This is a genomic window from Bacteroides sp. 3_1_13 (assembly GCF_001185845.1).
Taxonomy (GTDB): domain Bacteria; phylum Bacteroidota; class Bacteroidia; order Bacteroidales; family Bacteroidaceae; genus Bacteroides; species Bacteroides xylanisolvens.
On record NZ_KQ236956.1, the window covers coordinates 494,889 to 511,257 of the forward strand.

Below are 16,369 nucleotides of genomic sequence, written 5' to 3' on the forward strand. Positions count from 1 at the left end.
TAAATCCCCTCCGGCGGACCGGAGAGGATTTATTGCTTTTTCCTAATTTCTTGTTCGGAATCTGCTGAAAATTATTCAGCAGCAGCTTCTGTTGCAGGAGCTTCTTCAGCCGGAGCTGCGGCAGCTTCTTCTGCAGGTGCTTCAGCAGCAGCTTTTTCAGCAGCTTCAGCAGCTTTCTTTTCAGCGAGTGCTTTTGCTTTCACTTCGTTGATTTTCTTTTCTGCTTCCAGACGTGCTTTAGCTTCAGCTTTCTTAGCTTCGTCTTGTTTAGCTTTCAAAGTAGCCAAACCTGACTGTTTGTTGTTTTTCCAAGCTTCGAATTTAGCTTCTGCTTCTGCTTCTCCGAATGCGCCTTTTGCTACACCGCCCAGAAGATGTTTCTTCATGTAAACTCCTTCACGAGAAAGGATGTTACGTACAGTGTCACTTGGTTGTGCACCTTTCAGTACCCATGCCAATGCAGCGTCGAAATTCAAATCTACTGTAGCAGGATTGGTGTTAGGGTTGTAAGTACCAATCTTCTCAATAAATTTACCATCACGTGGTGCTCTGCTGTCTGCAATTACAATTGAATAGAACGCGTAACTTTTACGTCCGTGTCTCTGCAATCTGATTCTAGTTGCCATTTTAAATAATTGTTTTTAATGATTGATTTGAATTATGCTATTATCTCGTAATAGCGGGCACAAAGATACGGCTTTTCTTTTGATTGACAAACATTTCGTATCTTTTTTACGAATACCGTTTTGGATAGCGGAACAAAATCGCGAGCAGGGCGCATGCTCCCATTGTAAACGGATAATAGAGATTGCCGATGATACTGATGGGGGAGATGCTGGCAAGTCCCGCTGCAATCAGCATCTGCGCTCCGTATGGAATAATCCCTTGTATCAGGCAGGAGAAAGTATCGAGGATACTGGCTGTTTTTCTTCGGTCGAGATGGAATTTCACGGCAATATCTTTGGCAATCGGTCCTGTTGTGATAATGGCAATCGTGTTGTTGGCAGTACATAAGTTGGCGATACTTACCAGGGCTGCGATGCTTAATTCGGCTCCTCTTTTACCATTGACGTGGCGGGTGAGTTTCTGGATAATGAAATCGATACCACCGTTATAACGGATTGTTTCGAGCATCCCTCCGGCCAGCAGAGTGATAATAATCAGTTCTCCCATTCCTGTAATTCCTGTTCCCATGGCACCAAACCAGTCGAAGATCCCGAAGCTGCCGGTCGCAATGCCAATGATGCCACTTGTCAATATACCTATTATGAGTACGAGCATCACGTTCATTCCGGCAATGGCTGTTCCTAATACTATTATATAAGGTATAACTTTGATCCATTCAATGGTCTGTGTTTGGGTGGGAGCTGTAATGGATAGTCCCTGAAATATGTAAATTCCCAACACAATGATGGCTGCCGGGACGACAATCATAGAATTTACACGGAATTTATCGCGCATTACACATTCCTGGGTTTTTGTCGAAGCGATGGTGGTGTCGGAGATAAAAGATAAGTTGTCTCCGAAAAAAGAACCGCCTACTACGACGGCTACCATAAAGGGGAGAGCTATTTCAGTTTTTTCTGCCAGTCCTACGGCAACGGGAGTAAGGGCGACAATAGTTCCCACACTGGTTCCGATGGATAAAGAGATGAAACAGGCGGCAATAAAGATACCTGCCAGCAATAAATTGTCAGGAAGAATATGCAGCGTCAGATTGACGGTGGCATCAATTGCACCCATTTGCTTTGCGCTTTGGGCAAAAGCTCCGGCAAGGATGAATATCCATATCATCAGGAGGATATTCTTATTGGCAGCTCCTACCGAGAATTGATAGATACGCTGGTCCAGTTTCAAGCCGCGTGTAATGGCGATGGCATAACAGGAAGAGACGAGGAAAGCCACTGTGATAGGTACTTTATAAAAGTCGTTGACGAGGATGGAAGTTACCAGATAGAGGCAAAGGAATACGAGTAACGGGCTTAATGCCCACCAGTTTCCGGGACGGTCTTTATGTATTTTTTCTTCAGTCATAAATGAACGTTGGGTATTTGTTTTATTCTAAAATCAAAATAGCGATGCAAAAGTAGTGTTTTTCACAGGAAGTGGCAAAAAGGAAGTCGAAAGAAGGCATTATTTCATTGATCTTTCTATAGATGAGGGAGACACTCCATAGAAAAAAAGTATAACCTGTTCCTACTATTGATAAGTAGGGCAGGTTCTTTTTATTATTTCTTATTGATTTAAGCGCAAGGGATGTGTGAACCAGAAACGGCTGCCGACTTCTATTTCGGATTCGGCACCGATAGTGCCGCCAAGATGTTCGATGATACTTCTGCAAATAGATAGACCTAAGCCCGTGCCTTTTGAAAAAGAGTTGAGTTTTACAAATCGGTCGAACACCTGATCTACTTTATCGGGTGCAATCCCCATACCTGTGTCTGTGACAGCGAATTCTATCTCATTACTTTCTGCTTTATGGCGATATTCCAACATAATCTGCCCTTCATTTGTAAATTTGAGAGCATTATTTATGAAATTGGTAATAACCTGCATTAAACGTTTTTTGTCTGTGTAAATATAATATTCAGGTAAATCCGGAGCCAGCAAAACGGGTACGGGTTTATCTTCTTTTATATCATAATTGCGCATTATATCTTCGCAGAAGCTCTTGATATCCAGGTGATCCATGGTGAAGTCGAGTGTTCCGGCTTCTATTTTCGATAAATCGAGAATATCGGAAATCAACTGCAAAAGAAGTTCTGTGTTTTCCTGCATAATGTCAACATAATCCTGACGTTCTTTTTTGTCGTCCGATTCAACCAACAGACTTGCAAAACCAACAATCGCATTTAGCGGAGTGCGGATTTCGTGACTCATGTTAGCGAGAAAGGCTGATTTTAAGCGGTCCAGATTTTCTGCTTTTTCTTTGGCTACTCTTAGTTCTTCTTCAATCGTTTTTTGATGGTTGATATCGACACTGGTTATAACATGTGCTATTTGTCCGTCAATCCAGGCAAATGCTGCGCTGAATACCCGGAACCAACATTTGTCAAACGGGCGTTGGTAGTCCCAGGAGTAGACTTTGGTAGGTTGCCCGTTTTCGTCAATCAAATGTTTTTTAGGACAAAATTCACATTCTCCGGTTTTATCTTTATAAAGAGCCTGCCAGCATTTTTTTCCTTCAAAATGTTCGATGCCTCCATAAGGAGCGGCCATAGATTCATTGACATATAGCATATCATGAGAATCAAAAGAGTTCACATAAATGTCAACTCCCATATTATTCATGATGCTGCTTAATGTCTTGCTTGCCCGCACTTCTCTTTCTTTATATTCCCGCACTGCTATTTCCTTGGAGAGGGAGCCTAAAATGAGATGAATCACTTGAAGTTCTTCATCGGTGAAGGATATTGCATGTTCTCTGTCTCCAAATCCGATGAATCCGATAATTTTCCCTTCGGAGTCTTGGATTTGCCGGATTAGTAATGAGTCGACTTTATAAAAATCCACGATGTCTACATCATTCCAAGAAGTATTTTGGTTTCTGCAAGCATAAAAAGGTTTGTTCTTTCCATTTATGCGCGCAGCATGTTGATTGGTCATTTCGCTGATTTCAAAACGTTGTCGCAGGATGTTGTCGCTATTTCCGACAGTTTCCTTTAGGTAAAAGTAGCGAAATCCATCAGTTTGGTAAATGAATCCTCTTTTAAAACCATAGTATTCGCAAATATCCGTAAGTGATTCTGTGATTTTGTTTTCAATAGATTCACAGCCATTCAATCTTTCTAGAAAATGAAGTAAAAATGCATTATAATTTTCTTTTTCTCTGGTCATATTGTTTTAGGCATCTTGTTTGGTTATTTAAACTCGAAAGGAGTATGCTGTTTATCTCTTTCAAATCTTCAAGCTGCTAATATACGGACTTTTTTAAAAATGATGAACGCTGTTTCGGATTTTTGTAATGTTCCGTTTTTCTTTTTCTTGGTGCGAAAAGATAATGTAATATATGATATTTCCGTTGGATTTTAGTTAACTAACAACAGTATTTTGAGAAATAAAGAGGTGGGATTGTACGGATTTATTAAATAAAACGTTGTTTGGGGAAGTTAGTCAGTCTTAGAATTTTTCGAACTTGTAAGTAATTGATTACTAATGCATAATAAATGGTGTGTTTTTCCTTTAAAACCAATGGGTCGCTCCTTTAAAAGAAACGACCCGTTGCACACCGAGAAACACACCGTTCCTTTTAAACGAACGTGCTTTTTCATCTTCGGATACGTGAATTTAAATAATAATGTTTATATTTATTGTTTTATATCTGCGCAGCCGGCATTATTTTAATGCTTCGGTAACCTGCGGCATCATTGTCCAAATAGTATTTTCATTTTGAGCGGTGAAGAAGTTACCATCTATCTCTGATTTCTCATCGGTAGCTGTTCCGTTTTGAATAGCTGACTTGGCTAATGGGTGAACTGCTACTTTTTTCCCTTTGGTTATACCGGTAAAGTCAAACATCATTGCACTGGCACAATGTCCGATCATCATTTTCCCTTTATCCCCGAACGTTTTAATGACTTGCATCAAATCTACATTATAAGGCTTATCGGCATTCTGCTGAAATACAGGCACTGCATCGCCACAAGAGAAAACGAGTGCGTCAAACTCATCTTCGTGTCCCTTCAAATTAGCAATCACATCATCCACTGTTAGGTTGATTCCTGAATTTGTTTTAATCTCCTTCGTATCCGATACGGCAAATACTTTATATGAAATGCCATTCTCGAAAAATGCTTCCAAATATTGGAATAATCCACAACCATTTACCGGATTCACTGCTAAAACTGCAACTTTCTTTGCCATAATCATAATTATTTAAATGAAACAATAGTTATTATTAGTAAGTTTATTACTTTTGTGATGCAAATGTATCTTTCTTGTTTGAGAAATGCAATAACATACTTGAAAATAAGGAAGTTACATAGAGGTAACTATTGCTGAAACTCAATAAAATACAAAACGTTAAAGAATGAAAAACTTTCATCCGACGGGGAATTGTCCGATAAGAGATGTGCTTAGCCGCTTGGGAGATAAGTGGTCGATGTTGGTGCTTATTACGCTGAACGCAAATGGAACTATGCGTTTTAGTGATATCCATAAAACGATAGAAGACGTCTCTCAAAGAATGTTGACTGTTACATTGCGTACTTTGGAATCAGATGGATTGGTTGAACGGAAAGTATATGCTGAAGTACCTCCTCGTGTGGAGTATTGCCTGACAGATACAGGTGGTACCTTGATTCCTCATATTGAAGGACTGGTGGGATGGGCTTTGGAGAATATGAATATTATTTTGGACCATAGGAAAATGAGTCGGTAACATTTTTATTTTATGACAAAATAGAAAATATGGAGATAAAACTAGTAACTTCAGATAAAAAAGAATTCCTTGATTTATTACTCTTGGCTGATGAACAAGAAAGTATGATTGACCGATATTTGGAACGCGGTGATATGTTTGTTCTTTATGATGATGGGTTGAAAGCTCTTTGTGTGGTGACACGTGAGGGAGAAGGTGTTTATGAAATCAAGAATATTGCTACTGTTCCTTTCTTCCAACGACAGGGGTACGGAAAACGTTTAATAGAGTTTTTATTTGAATATTATCAGGGGAAGTGCTCTGAAATGTTGGTGGGCACAGGAGATGTACCTTCTTCCAGATCATTCTATGAACATTGTGGTTTTGCGATTTCTCACCGGATAAAGAATTTCTTTACTGACAACTACGATCATCCGATGTATGAGGATGGTGTGCAGTTGGTGGATATGATATATTTGAAGAAAACATTTTAGTGTGTAACGATGGAAATAGATATCAATTGTTTGGTGAAAGAATATGGAAATATGATTTCCATGATTGCTCACCGGATGATTCAGAATAAAGAAATCGCCCGCGAAGCAGCACAGGAAGTGTGGTATGAACTTTGCAAAAGTATCAGTAGTTTTAAAGGCGATTCGGAGATTTCTACATGGATATACACTATCGCTCGTCGCACTATTGGCAGATATGCAGCATGTGAAAAGCAGGTGAAAATGTCGGAAATCGAATATTTTCGTTCGTTGCCGGAATTTGAATATTCCGGTGGGGAAGAAGCGAAGCGGGAATGGATAAAAGAAAGGTGCGACTGGTGTATCACCGCTTTAAATCATTGTCTGAATAATGATGCTCGTCTGATTTTTATCTTTAGAGAAAATGTCGGGTTGCCTTATCGGCAGATTGGCGAAATCATGGAACTGAAAGAAAGTAATGTGCGGCAAATCTATAATCGTTCCATTCAGAAAATCACAGCTTTTATGAATGATACTTGCCCGTTATATAATCCCGATGGTGCTTGTAAATGTCGCATTTGCAAACCGGTATATTCTATTGATATGGATAAAGAATATACAATGGTGCAACGAATGATGAGGCTTGCCGATTTATATAGGAAGTTTGAAAAAGAACTACCGAGGAAAAATTATTGGGAGAAATTCTTGCAGTAAGTTGTCACAAAGCTCATTTGCTTTTCCACTAACTATATGTATAATTAAAAAACATATAGTTATGAGTAAAATTGACTTTTTAAAGGAGCAGATTATAGAAGCTCGCACATTTGTGAATCGTTTGATGTCTGAATTGCCGGAAGATTTGTGGTATGTTATTCCTGAAGGAACAGATTCTAACTTTATTTGGCAAGTGGGACATCTGCTTGTTTCACAGAATTTTCATACACTGACAGCTGTTACCGGAGTGAACGAAAAGGTGGGGCGATTAGTGCCTATCCAAAAATATAATAGAATATTCAATGGTATGGGAACATTGCATCGTTCCATAGAAAAGGACTTGATTCCAGTTGCTGAATTGAGAGAACAAACGGAAATTGTTCATCAAATCTGTATCGAGAATCTGGAAACTCTGAATGATGATGTTTTGGCAGAGTGCTTGCAGCCTCTCCCGTTTAAACATCCTGTTGCGGAAACTAAATATGAAGCATTGTCGTGGAGCTTTAAACATGAAATGTGGCACAGTGCAGAAATGGAAGCAATCAAAAGAGAGTTGGGGTATCCAATCGTTTGGATGAAATAATGATTATGTCCATTTCTATTACTGTGTGAATAAATAGACTTATTAATGACCTGCATATTGTATGCAAACGTGTTTCTCAATTTTTACAATTAAGGACTACGCTCTTAATAAACGTACTTTCTGTTTATAATAAACTTTTTGATAGTTTATTATAAACGGTATCAGATTTTATTAAAAACTATTTTGATCGTTTTTAGAGATTCGATAGAATGAATTAAGTAAAAATATAAACAAAATAGGGCAATGATCGTTAGATTATTGCCCTATGATATATCTGTACTAATACTGAAATGTATCAGTTTAAAGGCTTTTTATGTCTCTATTTTTCTTATATTTTTCATTCCTCTTATTGCTTTTGTTTCCTCAAAGATACAAAATAAAAAGCCATTTGTCAAGTGTTTCAGAAGAAAGCCTCTTGTTTATTGAGTAACTCTGGATTTATTCATAAATCATATACGGTTACAGCTATTTCTTTATCAATTAATTCTTCTTTGATAATTTGTTCGATAAGCTCCCATTTCCCGCCAGCCAATCCACAACCAATTCGTGGCATATGTATACTTGCCTTCTGTTCCATTGCAAACAAGGCTACTTTTTTTAAACATTGTCGGACTGCTTCATAGCGGATAGGAGGTAATCCATTTGTATTTTTGTAGATACCCTGCTGTCCTATCATATTGGCGACATATATATCATCTGCCACGTGGACGAACTGTACATCTCCTAAGGAGAATTCTTCTTGGGATTTATACCATTGGCGGTAAGCTTCTTCGGTAACTTTCCATTTTTTGGAAAGTGCCAATACGAATCCTTTTCCCCATCCTCCAATATCATTGCAGATGTGAGTGATGATTTTATTACCCGGTGAGATAGGAGATGTAGCATCTCCTTTAATATATATTATATCCATAGTTTTCTAATTGACAGCTTGAGAAATAGAATCTTATTCATTAAACCAGTCTATTTTCTTTGAAAAATACATCACTATTGCCAGAATGATAAACAGCCCTAAGCTACCTGCCAATAATGCGAAAGTCTCCAGTTGGATAAGCACAAAGATGTAAATATAGAGTATAGTCAACAAACCGGACATGATTAATGACGGTTTCTTTTTCTTGGTGATTCCGAACATATATCCGCCTACCAGTATAATAGTCAGTGCAGAAGATAATAAATAGGCCGGGTTGAAGCCGACGTGTTCGGAGAAGGAGAGGAGTAGGCTGTAGAATAGACAGAGAGCCAGTCCTACCAATAAATACTGCAAGGCATGAATGCGGGTCTTGTTCATGATTTCAGTGAAGAAGATAACTCCGAAAGTCAGTAGGATAATCAGAATGGCATACTTTGCGGAACGCATAGACTGTTGGTACTGTTCCACCGGAATTTTGAAGTTCACACCGAAACTGGAACTCTCAATATCCTTGATATTTGAGGTGTTGAAGTCAACCATCACTTGTGAGTAATTCCGGTTCAAGTTTAAAACTTGCCATTGTGCGGAAAATTCCTTCTCCGTAATATTCCGGTTGTTAGGCAGATAGTTTCCGGTAAAGCTCGGTGTATTCCAGTTGGCTTTCAGATCTACACGGGTTGTTTTACCCAATGGAATAAAGTTGAGTGACTGTGAACCTTTCAGTTTGATTTTTATTTCGTATGGCAGTTTTTTGTTCTGCTTCAACTCCGACAAATTAGCGATCGCATGAACTCCGGTGTTAGCTATTCCTCTGTTGTCCATACCCGGTTCGAATATATAAACAGAATCTCCCAAGGTGATGCTGATTTGTTCGCTGATACCCCGCATATCGGTCAGGTTCAAGCAAATAGCTGCCCTGTCAAACTGCAACTGGTCCATGTCTATTCTGCTCTTTTTCAATTCTTCCGAACTGAATGAACCTTTCAATGTCAGTTCCGATTGATATACATTGACCTCATAGATACTTCTTTTCAGGATTTCAGTCTTCAGTTGTCCATTGACCATAAGCTCGTCAGGAAAAAGTATCAGGTCTTTGATGGAAACCTTCTTCTCACCGTTGTTTTCAGTGACAACCGGATACTGGAGATTCAGGTAAGGGCCAGTGATGGTCTGTGCAAGACTCCATTTTTCGCTTACCTCGTCGATAGCTTCTTCCTGGGTTCGTCCCCGTTCGGAAATAAGATTCTCAATCATAAACATGGGGATCATCAGGAGAAGGATTAATAATCCGATGATGACAACCTTGATTGTTTTGGAGAAACGGTGGAGGCATCCCATAGGTTGCTGCGCCTGTTGCTCATTTAAATTTTCATTGAAAGCGTCCATAAGCCAGTAGTGTTTTGATGAATTATTTATTTTGATTTTAGAAATTTCTCTAAGGCTTCAATATGCGATTTGAAAGCTTCTCTGCCTTGCGGGGTTGCCTGAAAAACAGTCCGTGGCTTTCGTCCGACAAAACTTTTGTTGCATACGATATATCCCAGTTCTTCTAGGGCACGGGTATGGCTGGCAAGATTGCCGTCGGTCAGAGAGAGCTGCTCTTTCAGAAAATTGAAATCAGCTTCCTCATTTACCATCAGAATAGCCATGATGCCCAGTCGGACCTTGCTTTCGAATGCTTTATTAATATATTGGAATGCTTCTATCATTTATGATCTCTTTCTTTCGTAGTGTAAATAGAACAATATACCATAGAGGATATGGAAACCGCCGAAACCGATGGTCCAAAACAATAATGAATGACCTTCCCAAAAACAGTCTACGACGCCCAAACAGATGAAAGCATAACCTAACCATATGATGCTGGAATAAGTAAACTTGGAAACGTTGACCAGTGCCAGCCCATAAAATAGAAGCATGACCGAAGCCAGGATGTCATAATACTCGTGCATAAGGATGGAAATACATAAAACACCTCCGGTCAGCATCGGAAGAGAGAAATTCCACAATGCCCGGTAAGTGAGGCGGCTGAAAAATTTTTGCCCTGTCTTCTTGGATTTGTAATAGGACAGGATGCAGGCAGTGACCGCAGCAGCTACCAATACAAGCGAGGCTATTATAGCCATCAATTCAAGGGCAACAATTAAATGAGTGCCCGGTGTAATAACTTGTGTGGCGATATATGCGCCAACTAATGCGTAAATGCCCGCCATGATTGCAGCGAGACCACTTAGAGAGATAAACTTTGAGGACTTTTCCATCAACTCTTTTATCTCATTTACCGATTCTAATGCTTTATCTTTATTCATATAAAAAGTACTTTGTGCTGCAAAGTAAAATAAAAGATTTCAGATGAACAAACTTTTTGCTTGAATATTTTGATAATAAAGAGTTCAATGGTATGATGAGGCTTTGATATGGTATTATACAAAAAAGAATTGCTGTCCCGTTCAACTTCTTGTTGAGTAGGGGATAGCAATTCTATGGTGTTAACGATATGTCTTTTAACTTCGTATAAGTTACTGTATCAAAAAAATAATTTACAAGGTTACGCCTGTTTTAAAGATAGCAATTTCGCGATAGCCTTTCTTTTCGTTGTTTACGAATTCACCGCTTGCTACTTTGATAATATAATCAATGAAACGTTCGCAAGTCTTTTCCATCGGTTCGTTTTCTACAATTACACCAGCGTTGAAGTCAATCCATCCCGGTTTGTTTTTAGCCAGCGTTGAGTTGGTGGAAATCTTCATGGTTGGAACAAAAGTACCGAAAGGAGTACCACGTCCGGTGGTGAAAAGTACCATGTGGCATCCGCTTGCAGCAAGGGTGGTGGCTGCAACCAGGTCATTGCCCGGAGCAGAAAGCAGATTAAGACCTTTTTTCTGTAAACGTTCACCGTAAGGCATCACGCCGGATACATAGCTCTTTCCGCACTTTTGGGTGCATCCCAGTGCTTTTTCTTCCAGGGTAGAGATACCACCGGCTTTGTTTCCCGGAGAAGGATTTTCACCGACAGGCTCTCCGTGTGACAGGAAGTATTCTTTGAAGTCATTAATCAGATGGACGGTCTGTTCAAACAGTTCCTCGTTTTTGCAACGGTTCATTAGGATGGTTTCTGCACCGAACATTTCCGGTACTTCGGTCAATACGCTTGTACCTCCCTGTGCAATCAGGAAATCGGAGAACATACCCAATAGCGGGTTTGCTGTAATGCCGGAGAAACCATCGGAACCACCGCATTTCAATCCCACACGCAGTTCGGACAAAGGAACATCGGTGCGTTCGTCTTTAGAAGCCTTTGCATACAAATCACGCAGGATTTCCATTCCTTCTTCATACTCGTCACCTACCTTTTGAGTAACCATGAACTTCACGCGGTCTTCATCAAACTCGCCCAGAAACTCACGGAACACGTCCGGCTGGTTATTTTCGCATCCCAAGCCTACTACCAATACAGCGCCTGCATTGGGGTGAAGCACCATGTCACGAAGAATCTTTTTCGTATTTTCGTGGTCGTCACCAAGTTGTGAGCAACCGTAGTTGTGTGGGAAAGCGACAATGGCATCCACTCCCTTACCTTCGGTTTCGCGACGCAGTCCTTCAGCCAGTTGACCGATGATACCGTTTACGCAACCTACTGTCGGGATAATCCATATTTCGTTTCTTACCCCTACATCACCGTTTTTGCGACGATAACCTTTGAAAGTAAGATCTTTATGAGGAATATCCAAAGAAACCTGAATCGGGTTGTAAGTGTAATCCAGCAATCCGGCGAGGTTGGTTTTGATGTTCGTTTCATTCATCCAGTCACCCTGTTTCTTAGCCATTCGTGCATGTCCGATAGGATAACCGTACTTGATTACATTTTCGCCTTCAGCAAAATTCTTCAATGCGAATTTATGTCCGGCAGGAATGTCTTCGTTCAGTGTAATTTCAATGCCATCTACAGAAAGATGCTCTCCTGCCGGGAGGTTAACAATGGCAACGGCAACGTTGTCGGCAGGATTAATTCTTAAATACTTTGTTTCCATGTAATGTACTTGTAAAGTTGTACTTTGTTGTTATTTGCTATGGTAATAGTCTATTGTTTCTACCGTTAACAAGTCGATGGGCATATAGTTGATGCAGGTCACTTCTTTCTTGAAAATAAGGTGATCGCAAAGAGCTTTGATGCCATTGGCGCCTTGCAGTTCCGGTTGCTGGGCAATGAGGAAAGAGATGCTTCCTTCTTTCAGGCAGGTGACATTCCGTTCCAGAAGGTCATAGCCTATCAGATTGAAATCTTTCTTTCCGCGACTTTGCAGGTATTCGCCGACGATATAGGCTTTAGAGTTGAATGTGATTCCGTTCTTCACTGTCGGATAGGTACGGAAGAATTCATCCAGCATCTCATTGTCTTCGTCGTTGCGTTCGGCATGCAAGTCGAGCTCCAGTATAGTACAAGACGGATGATGTTCTTTCATGTACTGCCTGAAACCGATTTCTCTGTTCTCTTGCTGGTTAGAGCCCACAATTCCTTCATGTATCTTGCGGAAAATAACGATTTCCTTTTCATCCCGTGCCAGTAACATCATCATTCTGGCAGCGAAGTATCCGCTTTGGCGTGAGTTCTGACCGAAGAAGGCGAGGGGAGGAACGTCTTTGATATTGGAGTCTATATATATATAAGGTATATCCAATGCCTGCAACTGATCGGTGAAACCTTTCGTATACTGCGGAGCGGTAGGAGCTACCATCACTCCGTCCGGCTGTAAAGCCAGAATGGCTTCGCTGGCATTCTCGAATGAATGGTAGTCGTACGGATCGTAATAGTTGATTTTCACCGAAGTATTGAAATCCGAATAGGTGGCAATAGCTTCGTGAATACCGGTTTCTACCGCTGTCCAGTATTCGCCTTCCAGATGCTCCGGCAGCAGACAGATAAACGTATACTTCTTATTAGAAGCCAAAGCGCTGGCGTACATGTTGGGCTGGTAGTCAAGCTGCTTCAGAATTTCTTCTACGCGTTTCTTGCTGGCTTCCGACACTCCGCTACGTCCATGAATAACGCGGTCTACTGTTCCCACTGATACATCTGCCAGACGGGCGATGTCTTTGATTCTGATCCTTTCGGGCAATTTATTCATACGATAACCTTTATTTATATAGGTTTTTGTGCTCGCACACAATAATAATCTTAATATTTTCGATACAAATATATAACAATTTTTGTAATTACGAAAATTGTTGTATCTTTGTGCCCGCACACGAAAGGTATGTGGTGTTAGTCTTTTTATAGATTAATAGTCATGTTATCAGTGTGTTAACCCCTAAAATAGGGCTGGAATGATAAATTGAAAGTTCATAATATTAATAACTTAGAATTTAAAACATAAGATTATGGGAAAGAAAGTCGTTACATTAGGCGAAATCATGCTTAGATTATCAACTCCGGGTAATACTCGTTTTGTTCAATCTGACTCTTTTGATGTAGTATATGGTGGTGGAGAAGCTAACGTTGCAGTGAGCTGTGCCAACTACGGACATGACGCCTATTTCGTAACTAAATTACCGAAACACGAAATTGGACAGTCTGCTGTTAACGCATTGCGTAAATATGGCGTAAAGACAGACTTTATTGCCCGTGGTGGCGACCGTGTAGGTATCTACTACTTGGAAACAGGTGCTTCTATGCGTCCTAGCAAAGTTATTTATGACCGTGCTCATTCTGCAATTGCTGAAGCTGACGCTGCTGATTTCGACTTTGATGCTATCATGGAAGGTGCTGACTGGTTCCACTGGTCTGGTATCACTCCGGCTATTTCTGACAAGGCTGCCGAGTTGACTCGTCTGGCTTGTGAAGCTGCAAAACGTCACGGCGTAACTGTTTCTGTTGACTTGAACTTCCGTAAGAAACTGTGGACGAAAGAAAAAGCACAGTCTATCATGAAACCGTTGATGCAGTTTGTAGACGTATGTATCGGTAACGAAGAAGATGCAGAACTTTGCTTGGGCTTCAAACCGGATGCTGACGTTGAGGCTGGCCACACAGATGCTGAAGGCTACAAGGGTATCTTCCAGCAAATGATGAAAGAATTCGGATTCAAATATGTAGTTTCTACTTTGCGCGAATCTTTCTCTGCTACTCACAACGGTTGGAAAGCTATGATCTACAACGGAGAAGAATTCTATACTTCAAAACGTTATGATATCGATCCGATTATCGACCGTGTAGGTGGTGGTGACTCTTTCTCCGGCGGTATCATCCACGGTTTGATGACTAAACCTAATCAGGGTGCTGCTCTTGAATTCGCTGTTGCTGCATCTGCATTGAAACATACTATCAATGGTGACTTCAACCTTGTTTCTATAGAAGAAGTAGAAGCATTGGCTGGTGGTGACGCAAGCGGTCGCGTACAGAGGTAAATAAGTTGAGAGTTTGAAAAATCAATTCATTTAAAATAAGAAATTAAGATGGCAAAATTCGATAAAATAGCCGTATTGAATAAGATCGGCTCTACAGGAATGGTTCCTGTATTCTATCACAAAGATGCAGAAGTTGCAAAGAAAGTAGTAAAGGCTTGTTATGACGGTGGTGTTCGTGCTTTTGAATTTACAAACCGTGGTGACTTCGCACAGGAAGTATTTGCTGAAATCGTTAAGTTCGCAGCAAAAGAATGTCCTGAAATGGCAATCGGTATCGGTTCTATCGTTGATCCGGCTACTGCTGCTATGTACTTGCAGCTGGGTGCTAACTTCGTAGTAGGTCCGTTGTTCAATCCTGAAATTGCTAAGGTATGTAATCGTCGTTCGGTAGCTTATACTCCGGGATGCGGTTCCGTATCAGAAGTAGGTTTTGCGCAGGAAGTAGGTTGCGATCTTTGCAAAGTATTCCCGGGTGATGTTTACGGAACTAACTTCGTGAAAGGCTTGATGGCTCCGATGCCATGGTCTAAGCTGATGGTAACAGGTGGGGTAGAACCTACTAAAGAAAACCTGACTGCATGGATCAAAGCTGGTGTATTCTGCGTAGGTATGGGCTCTAAGTTGTTCCCGAAAGATAAAGTGGCAGCAGAAGACTGGGCTTATGTAACTGCAAAATGTGAAGAAGCGCTCGGTTATATTGCCGAAGCTCGTAAATAAGATTAGAGAGCGAAAGCTGTCTATAATAAAAAGAGGTTGATGCGACAGCCTCTTTAAAATATGCCTCGAGGGTTAGTTAGTTTAGTTAGTATATGAGGCATATTTTCATTTTGTTTAAAGGTGTTTAAAGGGGATAAGCCATCGGGATGATTCATTCATTTCGGTGGCTTGTTTTTTCTGGAGGGGAGCCGTTACTATTGCTGAAAGTGGAATGGGGATGAACTAATCTCCCGATAAGATGTTTTTAAGGTAGTAGATATAATAACAATATATAATATGGAACCTCATCATCACCACGAACATAATCATCAGTTGACATCGTTCAATAAGGCTTTTATCATAGGTATTACTTTGAATATTGCTTTTGTTATCGTAGAATTCGGAGTAGGGTTTTATTATAATTCTCTGGGATTGCTTTCTGATGCCGGGCATAACTTGGGTGATGTAGCCAGTCTGGTGCTTGCCATGTTGGCTTTCCGGTTGCAGAAAGTTCATCCCAATAGCCGTTACACGTATGGATATAAGAAAAGTACGATTCTTGTCTCTTTATTAAATGCAGTTATATTATTGGTTGCCGTGGGCATTATTATTGCCGAGAGTGTAGATAAATTCTTCCACCCGGTTTCCGTAGATGGTTCTGCCATCGCATGGACAGCCGGGGTGGGAGTGGTCATCAACGCACTGACTGCCTGGCTCTTTATGAAAGATAAAGATAAGGATCTGAATGTGAAAGGAGCTTACCTGCATATGGCAGCAGATGCATTGGTGTCTGTCGGTGTAGTTGTTTCTGGCATTATTATCACCTATACAGGATGGAGCATTATTGACCCGATTATCGGACTTGGCATTGCTGTTATCATTATTGTCTCTACTTGGGGATTGCTTCACGATAGTCTCCGGTTGTCGTTGGATGGAGTACCGGTGGGGATAGACGCTCAAAAGATGCAGCAACTTATCATGAAACAACCCGGTGTGGAGAATTGCCATCACCTGCATATTTGGGCGTTAAGCACAACGGAAACCGCTTTGACTGCCCATATTGTCATTGATAATATCACACAGTTGGAAGAAGTGAAACATCATATAAAAGAAGCACTCGAAGAGGCAGGCATCCATCATGCCACTTTGGAGTTTGAAGACGAAAGGACTACTTGCTGCAAGGAATGTTGTGAGGATTAAATAAAATCCGTACCTTCGCGCCCTTAAACTAA

At 40.6% G+C, this 16,369-nt stretch carries 17 protein-coding genes; 7 read left to right on the top strand and 10 right to left on the bottom strand.

What is annotated here, in order from left to right; all coding sequences use genetic code 11:
- Positions 1-71: 71 nt before the first annotated feature.
- The 4 genes from HMPREF9009_RS14445 to HMPREF9009_RS14460 all read right to left on the bottom strand — a co-directional run bounded on the left by HMPREF9009_RS14445 (position 72) and on the right by HMPREF9009_RS14460 (position 4,863).
- Positions 72-626 (bottom strand): 30S ribosomal protein S16, encoded by a 555-nt coding sequence (locus HMPREF9009_RS14445; RefSeq protein WP_004300172.1) that lies wholly within the window; start codon positions 624-626, stop codon positions 72-74.
- Positions 627-732: 106 nt separating this feature from the next.
- Positions 733-2,034 (bottom strand): Na+/H+ antiporter NhaC family protein, encoded by a 1,302-nt coding sequence (locus HMPREF9009_RS14450; protein WP_004313189.1) that lies wholly within the window; start codon positions 2,032-2,034, stop codon positions 733-735.
- 201 nt (positions 2,035-2,235) lie between these two features.
- Positions 2,236-3,837, bottom strand: a complete 1,602-nt coding sequence (locus HMPREF9009_RS14455) for a sensor histidine kinase (RefSeq protein ID WP_049702548.1) — start codon at positions 3,835-3,837, stop codon at positions 2,236-2,238.
- Between the two features lie 498 nt (positions 3,838-4,335).
- Positions 4,336-4,863, bottom strand: a complete 528-nt coding sequence (locus HMPREF9009_RS14460) for a DJ-1/PfpI family protein (RefSeq protein WP_004313187.1) — start codon at positions 4,861-4,863, stop codon at positions 4,336-4,338.
- A gap of 166 nt (positions 4,864-5,029) precedes the next feature.
- Between HMPREF9009_RS14460 and HMPREF9009_RS14465 the strand changes: the two genes are divergently transcribed.
- The 4 genes from HMPREF9009_RS14465 (at position 5,030) to HMPREF9009_RS14480 (ending at position 7,126) form a co-directional block, all read left to right on the top strand.
- Positions 5,030-5,380: a winged helix-turn-helix transcriptional regulator gene (locus HMPREF9009_RS14465; protein ID WP_004313186.1), complete on the top strand. Its 351-nt coding sequence runs from the start codon at positions 5,030-5,032 to the stop codon at positions 5,378-5,380.
- Between the two features lie 29 nt (positions 5,381-5,409).
- Positions 5,410-5,853, top strand: a complete 444-nt coding sequence (locus HMPREF9009_RS14470) for a GNAT family N-acetyltransferase (RefSeq protein ID WP_008022934.1) — start codon at positions 5,410-5,412, stop codon at positions 5,851-5,853.
- Between the two features lie 9 nt (positions 5,854-5,862).
- A complete protein-coding gene (locus HMPREF9009_RS14475) occupies positions 5,863-6,543 on the top strand; it encodes an RNA polymerase sigma factor (protein ID WP_049702549.1) in 681 nt (226 codons plus the stop codon).
- 61 nt (positions 6,544-6,604) lie between these two features.
- Positions 6,605-7,126 (top strand): DinB family protein, encoded by a 522-nt coding sequence (locus HMPREF9009_RS14480; RefSeq protein WP_049702550.1) that lies wholly within the window; start codon positions 6,605-6,607, stop codon positions 7,124-7,126.
- 442 nt (positions 7,127-7,568) lie between these two features.
- Here HMPREF9009_RS14480 and HMPREF9009_RS14485 read toward each other — a convergent pair whose 3' ends face one another.
- The 6 genes from HMPREF9009_RS14485 to HMPREF9009_RS14510 all read right to left on the bottom strand — a co-directional run bounded on the left by HMPREF9009_RS14485 (position 7,569) and on the right by HMPREF9009_RS14510 (position 13,162).
- Complete coding sequence (locus HMPREF9009_RS14485; RefSeq protein WP_049702551.1) at positions 7,569-8,036, bottom strand: macro domain-containing protein; 468 nt, start codon at positions 8,034-8,036, stop codon at positions 7,569-7,571.
- 33 nt (positions 8,037-8,069) lie between these two features.
- On the bottom strand, positions 8,070-9,422 hold the full coding sequence (creD, locus tag HMPREF9009_RS14490; protein WP_008022930.1) for a cell envelope integrity protein CreD: 1,353 nt from the start codon (positions 9,420-9,422) through the stop codon (positions 8,070-8,072).
- A 26-nt stretch (positions 9,423-9,448) separates the two neighbouring features.
- A complete protein-coding gene (locus HMPREF9009_RS14495) occupies positions 9,449-9,745 on the bottom strand; it encodes a winged helix-turn-helix domain-containing protein (protein ID WP_004313179.1) in 297 nt (98 codons plus the stop codon).
- A complete protein-coding gene (locus HMPREF9009_RS14500) occupies positions 9,746-10,345 on the bottom strand; it encodes a hypothetical protein (RefSeq protein WP_004313178.1) in 600 nt (199 codons plus the stop codon).
- A gap of 231 nt (positions 10,346-10,576) precedes the next feature.
- Entirely contained in the window at positions 10,577-12,067 is a 1,491-nt protein-coding gene (locus HMPREF9009_RS14505; RefSeq protein ID WP_004303833.1) for a UxaA family hydrolase, read from the bottom strand.
- Between the two features lie 30 nt (positions 12,068-12,097).
- Positions 12,098-13,162 (bottom strand): LacI family DNA-binding transcriptional regulator, encoded by a 1,065-nt coding sequence (locus tag HMPREF9009_RS14510; RefSeq protein ID WP_004303832.1) that lies wholly within the window; start codon positions 13,160-13,162, stop codon positions 12,098-12,100.
- A 253-nt stretch (positions 13,163-13,415) separates the two neighbouring features.
- Here HMPREF9009_RS14510 and HMPREF9009_RS14515 point away from each other — a divergent pair, with 253 nt between their 5' ends.
- From HMPREF9009_RS14515 to HMPREF9009_RS14525, 3 genes are all read left to right on the top strand, one after another.
- A complete protein-coding gene (locus HMPREF9009_RS14515) occupies positions 13,416-14,441 on the top strand; it encodes a sugar kinase (protein ID WP_004313177.1) in 1,026 nt (341 codons plus the stop codon).
- 48 nt (positions 14,442-14,489) lie between these two features.
- Positions 14,490-15,158, top strand: coding sequence for a bifunctional 4-hydroxy-2-oxoglutarate aldolase/2-dehydro-3-deoxy-phosphogluconate aldolase (locus HMPREF9009_RS14520; RefSeq protein ID WP_004300153.1), 669 nt, complete (start codon positions 14,490-14,492; stop codon positions 15,156-15,158).
- A gap of 276 nt (positions 15,159-15,434) precedes the next feature.
- Positions 15,435-16,337, top strand: coding sequence for a cation diffusion facilitator family transporter (locus tag HMPREF9009_RS14525; RefSeq protein WP_049702552.1), 903 nt, complete (start codon positions 15,435-15,437; stop codon positions 16,335-16,337).
- Positions 16,338-16,369: the final 32 nt, after the last annotated feature.

Coding starts and splice junctions, on each gene's coding strand:
- HMPREF9009_RS14445 (WP_004300172.1), bottom strand. CDS start 626: ATGGCAACTAGAATCAGATTGCAGAGACACGGACGTAAAAGTTACGCG.
- HMPREF9009_RS14450 (WP_004313189.1), bottom strand. CDS start 2,034: ATGACTGAAGAAAAAATACATAAAGACCGTCCCGGAAACTGGTGGGCA.
- HMPREF9009_RS14455 (WP_049702548.1), bottom strand. CDS start 3,837: ATGACCAGAGAAAAAGAAAATTATAATGCATTTTTACTTCATTTTCTA.
- HMPREF9009_RS14460 (WP_004313187.1), bottom strand. CDS start 4,863: ATGGCAAAGAAAGTTGCAGTTTTAGCAGTGAATCCGGTAAATGGTTGT.
- HMPREF9009_RS14465 (WP_004313186.1), top strand. CDS start 5,030: ATGAAAAACTTTCATCCGACGGGGAATTGTCCGATAAGAGATGTGCTT.
- HMPREF9009_RS14470 (WP_008022934.1), top strand. CDS start 5,410: ATGGAGATAAAACTAGTAACTTCAGATAAAAAAGAATTCCTTGATTTA.
- HMPREF9009_RS14475 (WP_049702549.1), top strand. CDS start 5,863: ATGGAAATAGATATCAATTGTTTGGTGAAAGAATATGGAAATATGATT.
- HMPREF9009_RS14480 (WP_049702550.1), top strand. CDS start 6,605: ATGAGTAAAATTGACTTTTTAAAGGAGCAGATTATAGAAGCTCGCACA.
- HMPREF9009_RS14485 (WP_049702551.1), bottom strand. CDS start 8,036: ATGGATATAATATATATTAAAGGAGATGCTACATCTCCTATCTCACCG.
- creD (WP_008022930.1), bottom strand. CDS start 9,422: ATGGACGCTTTCAATGAAAATTTAAATGAGCAACAGGCGCAGCAACCT.
- HMPREF9009_RS14495 (WP_004313179.1), bottom strand. CDS start 9,745: ATGATAGAAGCATTCCAATATATTAATAAAGCATTCGAAAGCAAGGTC.
- HMPREF9009_RS14500 (WP_004313178.1), bottom strand. CDS start 10,345: ATGAATAAAGATAAAGCATTAGAATCGGTAAATGAGATAAAAGAGTTG.
- HMPREF9009_RS14505 (WP_004303833.1), bottom strand. CDS start 12,067: ATGGAAACAAAGTATTTAAGAATTAATCCTGCCGACAACGTTGCCGTT.
- HMPREF9009_RS14510 (WP_004303832.1), bottom strand. CDS start 13,162: ATGAATAAATTGCCCGAAAGGATCAGAATCAAAGACATCGCCCGTCTG.
- HMPREF9009_RS14515 (WP_004313177.1), top strand. CDS start 13,416: ATGGGAAAGAAAGTCGTTACATTAGGCGAAATCATGCTTAGATTATCA.
- HMPREF9009_RS14520 (WP_004300153.1), top strand. CDS start 14,490: ATGGCAAAATTCGATAAAATAGCCGTATTGAATAAGATCGGCTCTACA.
- HMPREF9009_RS14525 (WP_049702552.1), top strand. CDS start 15,435: ATGGAACCTCATCATCACCACGAACATAATCATCAGTTGACATCGTTC.